This window comes from Polyangiaceae bacterium (genome assembly GCA_015075635.1).
Classification (GTDB): domain Bacteria; phylum Myxococcota_A; class Polyangia; order Polyangiales; family Polyangiaceae; genus JADJKB01.
Window position 1 is genome coordinate 15,247 of sequence record JABTUA010000001.1, and the last position, 12,987, is coordinate 28,233.

The 12,987-nt window shown below is 69.4% G+C and carries 9 protein-coding genes; 5 read left to right on the forward strand and 4 right to left on the reverse strand.

The features are described from left to right. Positions 1-135 precede the first annotated feature (135 nt). Positions 136-351 carry a hypothetical protein gene (locus HS104_00090; protein ID MBE7478381.1) on the forward strand — a complete coding sequence of 72 codons (216 nt, stop codon included), beginning with the start codon at positions 136-138 and terminating at the stop codon, positions 349-351. Between the two features lie 59 nt (positions 352-410). Here HS104_00090 and HS104_00095 read toward each other — a convergent pair whose 3' ends face one another. Genes HS104_00095 through HS104_00105 form a run of 3 tightly spaced genes read right to left on the reverse strand, consistent with a single transcriptional unit; the run spans position 411 to position 5,373 of the window. Continuing rightward, the gene (locus tag HS104_00095; GenBank protein ID MBE7478382.1) at positions 411-1,856 is read right to left on the reverse strand and encodes an FHA domain-containing protein; all 1,446 of its coding nucleotides are present in this window, start codon (positions 1,854-1,856) and stop codon (positions 411-413) included. 22 nt (positions 1,857-1,878) lie between these two features. After that, complete coding sequence (locus HS104_00100; GenBank protein MBE7478383.1) at positions 1,879-3,375, reverse strand: hypothetical protein; 1,497 nt, start codon at positions 3,373-3,375, stop codon at positions 1,879-1,881. A 36-nt stretch (positions 3,376-3,411) separates the two neighbouring features. After that, positions 3,412-5,373: a hypothetical protein gene (locus tag HS104_00105; GenBank protein ID MBE7478384.1), complete on the reverse strand. Its 1,962-nt coding sequence runs from the start codon at positions 5,371-5,373 to the stop codon at positions 3,412-3,414. A 164-nt stretch (positions 5,374-5,537) separates the two neighbouring features. Here HS104_00105 and HS104_00110 point away from each other — a divergent pair, with 164 nt between their 5' ends. The 4 genes from HS104_00110 (at position 5,538) to HS104_00125 (ending at position 9,981) form a co-directional block, all read left to right on the forward strand. Further along, positions 5,538-7,823: a hypothetical protein gene (locus HS104_00110; GenBank protein ID MBE7478385.1), complete on the forward strand. Its 2,286-nt coding sequence runs from the start codon at positions 5,538-5,540 to the stop codon at positions 7,821-7,823. Between the two features lie 372 nt (positions 7,824-8,195). Next, positions 8,196-8,540, forward strand: coding sequence for a hypothetical protein (locus HS104_00115; protein MBE7478386.1), 345 nt, complete (start codon positions 8,196-8,198; stop codon positions 8,538-8,540). Between the two features lie 5 nt (positions 8,541-8,545). Next, the gene (locus HS104_00120) at positions 8,546-8,968 is read left to right on the forward strand and encodes a hypothetical protein (protein MBE7478387.1); all 423 of its coding nucleotides are present in this window, start codon (positions 8,546-8,548) and stop codon (positions 8,966-8,968) included. Beyond that, positions 8,953-9,981: a hypothetical protein gene (locus HS104_00125; GenBank protein ID MBE7478388.1), complete on the forward strand. Its 1,029-nt coding sequence runs from the start codon at positions 8,953-8,955 to the stop codon at positions 9,979-9,981. Before HS104_00120 ends, HS104_00125 begins: the two co-directional genes overlap by 16 nt. Positions 9,982-10,052: 71 nt before the next feature. Here HS104_00125 and HS104_00130 read toward each other — a convergent pair whose 3' ends face one another. Beyond that, entirely contained in the window at positions 10,053-12,929 is a 2,877-nt protein-coding gene (locus HS104_00130; protein MBE7478389.1) for a D-alanyl-D-alanine carboxypeptidase family protein, read from the reverse strand. Between the last annotated feature and the right edge of the window lie 58 nt (positions 12,930-12,987).

Consider the following 12,987-nt stretch of genomic DNA (forward strand, 5'->3'; position numbering starts at 1 on the left):
AAAAAGCACGTGGAACGGTCGTCCGTTCAGTATGGGGTCGTTTTTGCTTGAGCCGCTCCGCCGATCTCGGGCATCGATCCCTCCGGTCCGGGCAGAGCATGGCTTCGTGCGGACCCCAACAGGAAGGATCCGAACATGACCATCTCCAAGACTCTCGCTCTCGTCACCATCGCGGCCCTGGCTTCGCTCTCCGTCGCTTGCGGCGGCGGCGAGGTTCCCGAGGCGAAGGCGCCGGAAGGCCCGGCGACTCCCGAGGCGAAGGCGCCCGAGACCCCCGAGGCCCCCGAGACCCCCGAGGCTCCCGCGGGCGAGGAGAAGCCGGCGGAGGGCGCCGCCGAAGAGAAGAAGTGAGCTGCTGAATCGCAGACGCTTCGTGAAAGGGACGGCGCTCGCCGTCCCTTTTGCTTTTGTCAGCTGTTGGCCGCGGGGCTCAGGTCCACGACCAGCCGAGTACGGCCCACGAGCAGCTCGTCGCCGTGCTCGAGCTCTTGCTGACCGCGGATGCGCACGAACACCCCGGTGCGCGAGCTGAGATCGGTGAGGTAGACGCTGCCCGCCTGCTCCTCGATCAGGCAGTGCTGAGGGCCCACCAGCGGGTCGTCGGGGAACACTAGGTCGCCGATGGCGGAGCCGACCTGCAAGGTATTGCCGCGCGAGACCACGCAGGCTCCGACGAGCCCGCCGACGAACACCTGAAGCACGCGGAACGACGATGGCCACTTGGGCGACGAGTAGAAGTAGGTCGGATCCGGATCGGGGCCGTCGTCCGCCACGGGGTTCTTCTCGATCCTGAGCAGCTGATCGCCGATCACGAACTCGTCGCCGAACTCCAGCTCGATGGGGGTCCGGATGCGCAGGAACACGCCGTTGCCTCGACCCAGGTCCTGCAGCCAGAGGCGGTTGTCCTTGTAGATGAGCATCGCCTCGCGCGGGTGGCAGAAGACCTCCCCGCTCAACGCGATCTCGCCCTCGCGACCGATCAGCGCCTCGCTGCCGAAGGGCTCGAAGCGCTCGGGGCCACCCCACAAGCTGCGCAGCACGTGCAGGCGGAAATACTGCCTGGACGCTGGCGGCGGCGCGGGACGCGGCACCGGCGGCCGCGCCGAGGGCTGGGTCGGAGGCGGCGGCTCGACCGCCGCCGGCTGCGCCACGGGCTCGGGTCGCGCCTCCGGGACCGCGGCCTGTCCCGCCTCGGCTCGAGCCTCCTTCTTGCTCGCGAGCTTCTTGACGTTCTCGACGTTCGGCGGCTCCGTCAGGAGCGACATGCCGCCGATCTCGCGCCCGGCGATGATCGGCTCGAAGCGCCCCTCGCGCAGCATCAGCACCATCTCGAGGTGCTGGGCCTTCATCAGCCCTTTGACGAAGTCGGCGACATCGCCGCGGTTCACGTGCTCGTGATAGTCACGTTTGTGGCTCTTGATGACGCGCCCGCCGTCGGCGAACAGGTGCGTGATGATGTGCGGGGCGTCCAGGCCCGAGTCCTCCGTCTGCACGTGGAAGACCTGGTCCATGAACTTGATGTTGTTGTTGAACCCCATCTGCGCGCGGCGAAAGCTCGGGCGCCGCGTCTCGGCGTCGAGGCGCGCGACCTCCTGCGCGTTGTAGCGCTCGATGACCGCGTCCAGATCGGCGTGGTCCCCGGGCACTCCCTCCATGCGCTCGAAGGCCTGCTGCGCGACGCGCGCGCTCGGATCCACCCGCAGCGCCTCGGCGAGCAGCTGCTGTCCTTCGCTGTCGTTGGGCCCCGCTGCTGCCCACGCGGCGAGCACCGACACGGCTTCGTCGGGGCGCCCCTTGTCGACGAGCCACTTGGCCACGCGCGACGCGGCGGCGCGGGTCTCGGCGACGTTGCTCATCACCCCAATAATCGGTACGAGCCTAGCGGGAAGGCAAGGGGTTTCCCCTGCCGCCCCAGTGAACGCTGCTCTCGCCGATTCTCAGCGAGCGATCGCCAGGCTTCGGCTCTGGAACCAGCAAGAATCCCCCGGGCAAGTCGCTGTAGGGGTAGAACCGCGCTGAATCGCGCCTACGCAGGGCGCCCTGGTGGTCGAGCACGTCCAGCATGCGCAGCTCGCCGCTCGGCTCCTCCGTCAGCGTGACCCGCTGGCCCAGCTTCGCCCGACCCGCGCCGTCCACCGAGACCATCCACATGGGCTGCCCACCGCCCCCGCCGCCGGCCGCCGCGCTGGCGTTGACGAAGGTGATGCGATCGAACAACGCCCCCCACGTGTAGTCACTGACCCAGGTCGGATCGCAGTAGCCCATGAAGTCTCGCGCCGGCCCCTGTGGATCGAAGAGAGACTTCTCCCCGAGGTCGAGTCCCCAGACCCCGATGCCTCCATCCGGGTACGGAAAGGCCGGGTCGGTGTTCTGGATGAAGCCCATCGGCGCGCAGGGCGCGTGCAGGCGGCCGTGCGCGTGACCCGTCTCGTGCGCCAGGGTGCTTGCGGCCTGATCGCCGACGAAGCCGATGCCCACGCTACCGCGAGCGAACTCCTTGGTCGGGTCGGGCAGCGCGGTGGAGAGGCCGAGCACGCACACCGGACTGCCCGAGCAGTACAGCGCGAAGCTGGCCTTGGGCATGAAGAGTCCGTAGTAATACTCGTTCGGCAGCGCCTCGTTGGTGATGCGGTCCTGATTCCGACGCATCAGCAGGAACTGCAGCACCTCGCCCCAGCCGTCCCCGTTCGGGGAGATCACACCGTCGTAGGGGATGGGATCGCGGATGCGGATCTCGACGCTCCCGGTCGGATAGAGGCCGAGCAGCGTGTCGCGGTACCGCGTCACCTGCGCCTCGTCGAGTGCCGGGAGCCGACCCGAGCCGTCGGCGTCGTATTGGAGCGGCACCAGCACCAAGCGCAGCGGCCCGCTGGTGCTCTGGGCCGAAATCGCAGCGCGACCGCTCGCCGGATAGCTGGCCGCCGGCGACGGCGCGCCCTGGGCCTTTCCCGAGGCCTCGCGCAGCGAGACGGCGAACTGGAGATCCGGGGTGAGCGCCTCCCCCGCCAGCTCGAAGTTGAAAGTGGTGGCGAGATCCGCGTCGCTCGAGGGCCCAGCGACCAGCAGCTTCTGCTCCATCGGAGGCAGCTCACCCGCCGCCGTCCCGAGCTCGAGTCGGGCCACGACCTCCCGGGGCTGAAACCCGGCCTCGGGCTGAACCGACACGCGCAACAAGCCGGACCGGCCAGCGACGATGGGCGCCGTTCCGGTGACGGCTTGGCCGCCGACCATCAGCGGCACCTGCACCGCTTGGTTGAGCGACACCGCTGACACGCCCAGACCGGAGACGAGCTCGGATGTCGGACCGGCTCCACCGGCGCCATCCTCCGACGCGCAGCCGACGCACAGCAGCAGGGGTGTCAGCCGGCGCAGCAAGCCCCTCGGTCTATCACCCAGAGCGCGCCCGAGCAATCAGTTGGGCTTCGGCGGCGGTGGTCCGCCCCCACCCGCGCCACCCGAGCCGCAGTCCCACGGGCAGGTCTGCCATTCGTTGCCTTCGCAGAGGCCGTTGCCGCACACGCTCATGGAGCCGCAGTCGTAGGGGCAGTTGTAGGTGGTCTCGCCGGGACCGCACCAGCCGTCCCCGCAGTAGCTCGTGTACCCGCAGTCGTAGGGGCAGGTGTACGAGCTCTCGCCAGGACCGCACCAGCCGTCGCCGCAGTAGCCGGAGTAGCCGCAGTCGTAGGGACAGGTGTACGGGTTTTCGCCAGGACCACACCAGCCGTCGCCGCAGTAGCTCGGGTAGCCGCAGTCGTACGAGCAAGTGTACGGAGTCTCGTTCGGGCCGCACCAGCCGTCCCCGCAGTAGCCCATGGACCCGCAGTCGTAGGGGCAGTTGTACTGGTTCTCGCCGGGACCGCACCAACCGTCACCGCAGTAGCTCGGGTAGCCGCAGTCCGTCGGGCAGTTGTACTGCGTCTCTCCCGGCTCGCACACGTAGTTGCCGCAGTACATCGGGTAACCGCAGTCCGTCGGGCAGGTGTATTGCGTCTCTCCCGGCTCGCACACGTAGTTGCCGCAGTACATCGGGTAACCGCAGTCCGTCGGGCAGGTGTACTGCGTCTCTCCCGGGTCGCAGATGTAGTTGCCGCAATAGCTCGGGTAGCCGCAGTCCATCGGGCAGGTGTACTGCGTCTCTCCCGGGTCGCAGATGTAGTTGCCGCAGTAGCTCGGGCAGTCCTTGGGGCAGACCTTCGGGTCTTCTGGAGCGCAGATGCCGTCCCCACAGGTCCCTGGGCAGTCGGAGGGGCAAGTCTTGGGGTTCTCGTTGACGCCACAGACGCTGTCGCCGCACTTACCGGGACAGTCCTTGGGGCAGCTCCACTGATCCTCGCCGGCCTCGCAAGTGCCGTTGCCGCACACCACCGGCTGCCCGCAGTCCTTCGGGCAGCTGTACTGGTTCTCGCCCGGCTCGCAGATCCCGTTGCCGCAGTACACCGGCTGACCGCAGTCCACCGCGCAGTTGTTCTGGTTCTCGGGTGGCACGCACTTGCCGTCGCCGCACCAGCCGGTCGAGCCGCAGTCGTACGGGCAGTTGCTCTGGTTCTCCGGTGGCACGCACTTGCCGTCGCCGCACCAGCCGGTCGAGCCGCAGTCGTAGGGGCAGTTGTTCTGGTTCTCCGGTGGCACGCACTTGCCGTCGCCGCACCAGCCGGTCGAGCCGCAGTCCGAGGGGCAGTTGTACTGATCTTCCCAGGGCTCGCACTGGTAGTTGCCGCAGTAGCCGCAGTCGTTGGGGCAGGTGTAGGGGTCTTCGCCGGGCTCGCACAGGCCGTTGCCGCAGTACTGGTAGCCGCAATCCTGCGGGCAGACGTAGCCGTCCTCGCCCGGGCCGCACCAGCCGTCGCCGCAATAGCCTGCGCCACAATCCTGCGGGCAGGTGTTCGGGCTCTCGGGATAGCTGCACACGCCGTCGCCGCAGGAGCCGCAGTCCTGCGGGCAGCTCTGAGAGCTCTCCATCGGATCGCACACGCCGTCGCCGCAGTAATAGCCGCAGTCGTTCGGGCAGCTCTCGAGCGTCTCGCCCGGCTCGCAGTAGCCGTTGCCGCACAGGGTCGGGCAGTCCTTGGGGCAGGCCCCGCTCTCGCCGGGATCGCACACGCCGTTGCCGCACGACGAGGCGCAGTCGTTCGGGCACGTTCCGGGGTTTTCGCTCGCCCCGCAGATGCCGTCGCCGCAGTACCCGCCGCAGTCCGCGGGGCACGAACTCGGGCTCTCGCTCGAGTCGCACACTCCGTTGCCGCACACCTGACCAGTACCGCCGGTGCCGCCAGTGCCGTCGGCGCCGACGTCGGAGCGACTACAGCCGCCGAGGCCCCAGAAGACGGACACCGCGAGCGCGGTACGAACCACCCAAGAGCTCACTTTTGCCATGGCGTCAGTCCTTCGAAGCAAGAGCCAGGCCAGTGCGAAGACCACGCGATCATCTCCCGTGGGGCTGATTATCCGCTGATGCGGCCGACGTGTGCCAAGAAGCCCGCGGCGTTTCCTGGCACAGGGTGGGACGCGCTTGGCGTTACGGGCTAGTCTTCCGACCAGTGTCCGGGCTGCGCTGGCTCCTGTCGTCGCTCACTGTCGTGCTGTTCGTGGCGTGCTCGCTCACGAGCTCGTTGGACGACCTGAAGGGGGGTCCCGACGGCGGCGGAGGCAGCGGCGGCAACGCAGGCGATGGGCAGGCCGGGGACGGCTCGGCAGCGACCGGCAACACCGGTGGCGGCACCGCCGCGGACGGCTCCGCGTGCGGGACCAATGGCGAGTGCCAGTCGGCGCACTGCGTGGACGGCGTGTGCTGCAACACCGCCTGCGACAGCGACTGCATGGCCTGCACCTCGGCGCTGAAGGGAGGGGGCGTGGACGGAGAGTGCGGGCCCTCGCAGGCAGGCACCGACCCGCGCGAGGATTGCACCGACGACGGCGTCGCGAGCTGCGGCAACGACGGCCGCTGCGACGGCAAGGGCGCGTGCCGCAAGTACGCCGCCGGGCTCGAGTGCGCCGCGCAGACCTGCACCGGCGGCGTGAAGTCGTTCGCGAAGACCTGCGACGGCAGCGGCGCCTGCCAGGACAACGGCTCGCAGCCGTGCCAGCCGGCTTCTTGCAACGGCGTCGTGTGCACCGGCGACTGCGCCGGCGACAACGAGTGCCAGCCGGGCGAGTTCTGCGACATCGCCAGCGGCGACTGCACGGCGAAGCTCGCGAACGGCGCGGCCTGCCAGCCGAGCAAGGCGAACCAGTGCGCGAGCGGGCAGTGCGTGGACGGCGTGTGCTGCGACGCAGCGTGCACGGGCGCGTGCCAGAGCTGCAAGGCGGCCTTCACCGGCGGCACAGACGGGACCTGCGCGCCCGTCGCGACCGGCACGGACCCCGACGGCGAGTGCGCGGACCAAGGCTCGAGCAGCTGCGGCACGGACGGGGTCTGCGACGGTGCCGGTGCCTGCCGCAAGTACGCCGTCGGCACGGTGTGCAAGCTCGGTTCGTGCGCGGGCTCCACGCTGACCAACCCGAGCACTTGCAGCACGACCGGGCAGTGCCAGCCGAACGGCAGCACCGCGTGTACGCCCTACCTGTGCGGCAGCTCCACCACCTGCGGCACCACCTGCTCGAACGACGCGCAGTGCGTGTCCGGCAACGCATGCGACACCACCAGCGGAACGTGCGGCGCCAAGAAGCCCAACGGCCAGCCTTGCAGCAGCGGCAACCAGTGCACGAGCGGCTTCTGCGTGGACGGCTTGTGCTGCGAGAGCGCCTGCACCGGCGCCTGCAAGGCGTGCTCCACCGCGAAGAAGGGCTCCGGTGCGGACGGGACCTGCGGCAACGTGGGCAACGGGCTCGATCCGGACAACGACTGCGCGGATCAGGGCGCCGCGAGCTGCGGCACCAACGGCGCCTGCAACGGCTCCGGAGCCTGTGCCCTGTACGCCTCGGGCACGCAGTGCGCGACCGGCTCGTGCAGCGGCTCGACCAAGACCAACCCCAGCACCTGCAACGGCACGGGCACGTGCAGCGCGGGCGGCACCTCGAGCTGCGGCGCCTACATGTGCAGCGGAGCCAACTGCGGCACCAGCTGCGGCACGGACACGCAGTGCACGAGCGGGAACTTCTGTCAGAGCGGCCTGTGCGGCGGCAAGAAGGGCAACGGCTCGACCTGCAGCGCCGGCAGCGAGTGCTCCAGCAACTACTGCGTGGACGGCTTCTGTTGCAGCACGGCCTGCACCGGCCTCTGCCAAGCGTGCTCGAGCGCGCTCACCGGCGCCGCCAACGGCACCTGCGCCAACGTCCCAAACGGGCAAGACCCGCAGAGCGAGTGCGCGGCGCAGGCCGCCTCCACCTGCGGCACCAGCGGCGCCTGCAACGGCAGCGGGGCCTGCGCGCTCCACGCCGCGGGCACGCAGTGCGTGGCGCCGAGCTGCTCGGGCAACACCACGCTCACGGCCGCGGACACCTGCAACGGCAGCGGCACCTGCGTCGACAACGGCAGCGTCAATTGCAGCCCGTACGTCTGCACGGCCAACGCCTGCAAGACCAGCTGCGCCAGCAGCACCGACTGCGCCTCGGGTTACTACTGCAACGGGACTACCTGCCAGGCCGGTGCGGCACCCAACGGCACGGCGTGCACGTCCCCCGCCCAGTGCGCCAGCGGGTTCTGCGTAGACGGCTACTGCTGCAACTCGTCCTGCACCGGCGTGTGCAAGACCTGCAACGGCGCCTACAGCGACAGCGGGACCAACGGGTCGTGTGACAACGTGGGGGAGTGCTCGGATCCCTACAACGAGTGTTCGGGTTCGGGCATCTGCTCCTTCGGCAAGTGCTGGAGCATCTGTCCCTGAGGCCGTGGCGAGAGCCACGGCACAGGTCCCATGCGGCTCGAGCTCCAGAGACCGCCGGCTCCGCCGGCGCCTGCGTGAGCGGTGCCAAGGCCTTCGCGCCGACCTGCTCCTTGACAGACTCCGTCTCGATCATTGCCCTCGGGCTCCTGCCCCCGTGGGGGCTCGATGGCGCTTGCTCCTGTGCGGCCCATGCTCCTCTCCACCGCCCCGTCCCCGGGTCACCACTTCCCCGCCGGTGGTGGCGACCCAGCTCGACTCGGGGAGAACCGATCGAGACTGGAAGGGCCTTGCCAGGTGTGGCGGGGGGCATGCTATTGATGAACGATGGAGTTCTGTAACCGCAATCGGTGGTGGCGTTGGTGCGGCGCGGCCTTGCTGCTGGGGTTCCTGGTCCCTACGGGCTGCAGCGATCCGAGCGAGGATGCCAAGGAAGTCGCCCAGTCCTGCGGCCAACAGAAGTGCCCGGTGGGCACGCTCTTCCACGAAAAGAAGTCGTTCAACGGCAGCTACGACATCAGCGGCGGATACGACCCCGCGACCTACAAGGCCGAGGGCGCCTACAAGACCATGGGGTCCGGGTCGTGCGAGTACGTGTGCGCCGTGATGCAGGCCTGCCCGGAGAATCCCCCTACCTTCCCGTACATCACCGAGAAGTGCTTCACGTGCGTCGCGGTGCTGTCGGACAACACGCTGGGGCAACCGTCTTGTCCGAACTGAAGAGAGTGAAGCGCTGGGCTCGTCGGGCTCTCGCGTCGATCCTCCTGGGTGCGGTGGCGTGCAGCGGTGGCGGCGGTGGGGGCGACGACGCGACGCCGCTCGAGTGCTCGAACGAGTGCCCGGAGGGCTCGCGTCGCACGTCGTACGACAAAGTCGTCGCCGGCGACGCGGCGGTCGTCGTCTCCTCGGAGTGCGAGACCGCGTGCGAGCCCATTCTGCCCTGCACCTACCCCAACCTGCCGTTGATCAAGGACGACGGCAGCGGGAAGGTCGAGTACAGCTGCGAGCCGCTCGAAGGCTACACGAACATCCCCAAAGACAACGAGGTCGACTTCAGCTGGGCGGCGGCCGCCCACTGCACGGACGGCGCAATGAACGACGACGAGACGGGGATCGACTGCGGAGGTGCGCTGTGCGCGCCCTGCTGAGCCAGCTCCGCCTGGTGTTGCCGATGTTGATGGCGGCCGCGCTCGCGAACACGGGCTGCAAGGGCGAAGAGGAGGCCACCAGCGGCACCAAGCTCGAGGTCGAGTGCATCGGCATGTCGATGCGCCACCCGCTGGGCGGGTACTTCATGCTGGAGTCGGACTACGGCGGGCGCTGCCAGCTTTTGGTCTCGGACACGGTGTACGACCCCCAGAACGTGCAACTGCTCGAGCAGAGCGGCGCGAACTGGGGCAACGCCAACACCGCCGCGCTGGTCATCAACTTCGCCAAGAAGACCTGGGTCTCCCGCGGGGGCAGCATCTCGTTCAGCCAGTGGGAGCCCGGCTCGGCCACCGGCACCTACGACCTGGTTGGTGTCGAGTCCTCTACCGGCGAGGAGGTGAAGCTCAGCGGACCCATCAGCTTCTGTGACTACGTCGCGAACGCGGATTGTCCGTACCAGACCTCGGGTCTGAACGCGCTCGACAAGCGGCTGAGCTTCATGGGGCCTGACGGCTTCGCGGCCAACGCGACGAATTCGCGCGCGAACGAGTGCCGCGTGCTGATCGACAAGAAGACGTCGGCCGTGCGCGTCGACGTCCAGCTCGCGATCCTGAACGGCGTGAACATCGCCCGCTTCCGCGACCGCTGTGGTCCCGCGGTGCCGCCCTCCGCCGGCTTCGTCTTCATGGCGCCCAACGTGAGCGGACCCGGCAGCTACGGGCCGTTGACGTCTAAGCCCATCGCGCAGGTCGGTGACGGCCCGGCGTACCTCCCCGACTTCCACCTGACAGCCCCCACCGTGTACTGGCTGGGCAACTGCGCGAGCTCGCCGGAACGTCTGATGGACGTGCATCCGATCGCCGGCACTTCGTGCACCTTCAGCATCGCGGACAATCCCGGCAAATTCGAGCTCGCGTGCACCGGCGCGGAGCACTCCGAGACGGGCCACTTCTACGTCAAGCAGGGCACCTTCGAGCTCTCCTCGGACTGCGACGTGCGCTACGTGGAGTGAGCCCGGCCCCCGCCTTCACTCGACCTTCAGCCGCGGCACGCCCCAGTCTGGCAACTCGCATCACGGTCGCATCAGAGGGCTGCGCGACGCCGCGCGCCGAGCAACGCCAGCGCAGCGAGGGCCAAGTGCGCCGGCAGCGAGCGCGGCGCGCTCTCGCCCGGCATGGAGCAGCTGCAGCCCGCTTCGACGTCCTCGGCGCTCGAGCCGGGCTTGCCGCCGCTGCTCGGCGAAGCCCCTGGCTTTCCGCCGCTGCTGCCACCGCCGGCGCCGCCGGTCCAGCCGGAGCCCGAGCCTCCCGCGCCCGAGCCCCCGGAGCCGCCGCTCGGAGCGGGCGCGGGCGTCTCGCCGCACTGCGCCCCGGCGGCGGTGTCGGTGCAGGGCTCGCCGGCGGGGCAGTCCTCCGCGGAGAGGCCGCCGGCGTCGGTGCAGTGACCGAGCTGCCCGTTCGGCAGACACACGTCATGCGCCTTGCCAGGTGCGTCGTCGCAGAACAGGCTGGCGCAGCGCGCGCCCTTCGCGTCGTCCACGCATTTGGCCGCGTAGATCGAGCAGTCTCCCGCGGAGATGGCGCCGTCGTTGCAGTCGCCGATCAGCTTGTCGTCCAGGCACACCTTCTTCTGACCGAGGGCCGGGCAGAAGACGCTGACGCAGCGCGCGCCCTTGGCGTCGTCCACGCACTTCGCGCCGTACGCCGAGCAGTCGCCGGACGAGATCGCGCCGTCGTTGCAGTCGCCGATCAGCTTGTCGTTGATGCACACCTTCTTCTGTCCCTGCGCCGGGCAGAACACGCTGGCGCAGCGCACGCCCTTGGCGTCGTCCACGCAGGTGGCGCCGTAGGCGGCGCAGTCGCCCTTGCCGCAGTCCGCGCCGACGATCTTGCTGCCGTCGCAGTGCGGCTTGCAGCTGCCGCAGGGCCCGCCGCCGGGCCCACCGCCCCACCACTCCCAGTGCCAGTTCTCGCTGGGCACGGTGCGCTTGAAGCCGTAGGCACCGGCGTGCGCCTCGAGCCAGGCGTACACGCCCGCGCTCGAGGTGTTCAGGTCCAGCGCATGCCCACTCTGGTGGTTGCTGTAGCCGGGCTTGGCGGCCAGGTTGCAGTTGTTGCAGTTGCAGTTGACGTAGCAGCCGTAGAAGTACTGCTGCTCCGCCATGGTGCGGAAGCCGCTGACGATCTTCAGGTTCACGCCCGCCGCCGCCGCCGCCTGCGCCATCACGTAGTAGGCGTTCGCCGTGGCCTTCTCGACGGGCTTGCCGTCCACGGTCACGACGGTGATCGGGAAGGGGCTGCCGCTCGAGTAGCCGGTGTCGCCGTGCTCGCCGCAGTCGATGCTGGAGAGGGCCTCGGCGCTCTGGGCCAGCGTCGGCGCCTCGCACTGCTCTTCGTCGGCATCGCCGCCCTCCGGGTTTCCCGCCGAGCAGCCCGCGGCGCCGAGCAACAGGACTGCGAGCGCGGCGAGCCGGGCCTGCTTGCGACGGACCGCGGCACAGGCACCGAGCACCAGCAGCACCAGCGCCGGCATCGCTCCGCGCCCAGGTCCGCCCACCGAGCAGCCGGAGTCGTCGGCGACCACCCCCGCGTCGGGGCTGATCGGGCTGGGCGCTGCGCCTCCCGCACCGCTCGCGCCACCCGAGGTCGGCGCGCTGCCGCCCGTGCCCCCGCTCGACGTCGTGGGCGGCGTCTCGCCACACTGCGCCCCGGCGGCCGTGTCGGTGCAGGGCTCGTCGGCCGGGCAGTCCTCCGCGGAGAGGCCGCCGGCGTCGGTGCAGTGCCCGAGCTGCCCGTTGGGCAGGCACACGTCGTGCGCCTTGCCGGGTGCGCCGTCGCAGAACAAGCTGGCGCAGCGCGCGCCCTTCGCGTCGTCCACGCATTTGGCCGCGTAGACCGAGCAGTCTCCCGTGGAGATCCCGCCGTCGTCGCAGTCGCCGATGATCTTGTCGTCGATGCACACCTTCTTCTGGCCCTGCGCCGGGCAGAACACGCTGACGCAGCGCGCGCCCTTGGCGTCGTCCACGCACTTCGCGCCGTACACCGAGCAGTCACCGGACGAGATCGCGCCGTCGTTGCAGTCGCCGATGAGCTTGTCGTCGATGCACACCTTCTTCTGGCCCTGTGCCGGGCAGAACACGCTGGCGCAGCGCACGCCCTTCGAATCGTCCACGCAGGTCGCGCCGTAGGCAGCGCAGTCGCCCTTGCCGCAGTCGGCGCCGACGATGGTGCTGCCTTCGCAGTGCGCCTTGCAGCTCTGCACGCAGGGACCCGATGCCTTCAGCACTTGGATGTCGCTGCCGTAGTAGAAGCGCAGGATGTCCATGTGGCCCCAGCCCTTGCTCTCCAGGCAGCGCGCGCCCCACTGACCCATACAGCCGCGGTTCTGACCGAAGCCGGGCGGGCCGATGTAGCCGAGCGAGGTCTGCTTCACGGCGCCGCCGGTCTTGCCCCAGTTGTAGGTGACGTACTTCTCGGTGCTGCCGCTCGAGCCGACGCAGCCCGAGCCACCGGTGTTGGTGTCGCCCGCGACGTAGAAGCCGTAGGTGAGCGCGCCGGCGAAGGAGAGGTACATACCCGCCGTCTCCTTCACGGCTTGGAAGTGCTTGGCCTGAGGTGCGGCTCCGCAGGAGTAGACCTGGCAACCCTGCCCGTCGCAGATCGAGCCCTGGGTCGCGATGTTGTAGTAGGCGACGGAGCGCGCCGCGATCGCCTGCGCCTTCAGCGCTTCCAAGCTGGCGCCGCCGTTCTCGCAGGTGATGACGTGGGGCAGGTAGTCGTCCTCGAGTGCCTTGACGCCCTTGCCGATGACGTTGATCTGGCAGTGAGCGCTCGGGAGCGGCGCCGACACCACCGCCTGCTCGACCTCGCCCAGCTCTTCGCCCGCTTCGGGCGGCGCGCCGCACGCGGTCAGCAGGGAGAGCAGGATTCCGAGCAGGCCCAGCCACGCCAGAGGTCGCATGTGGGTCCTGCACTGCAACCCGCGCACCAGCGCCCAAGTGCGCGAAATGGGCCCCACG

Bases quoted from the DNA above. Each gene is read 5' to 3' on its own strand.
- HS104_00095 (MBE7478382.1), bottom strand. From the start codon at position 1,856: ATGAGCAACGTCGCCGAGACCCGCGCCGCCGCGTCGCGCGTGGCCAAG.
- HS104_00090 (MBE7478381.1), top strand. From the start codon at position 136: ATGACCATCTCCAAGACTCTCGCTCTCGTCACCATCGCGGCCCTGGCT.
- HS104_00105 (MBE7478384.1), bottom strand. From the start codon at position 5,373: ATGGCAAAAGTGAGCTCTTGGGTGGTTCGTACCGCGCTCGCGGTGTCC.
- HS104_00130 (MBE7478389.1), bottom strand. From the start codon at position 12,929: ATGCGACCTCTGGCGTGGCTGGGCCTGCTCGGAATCCTGCTCTCCCTG.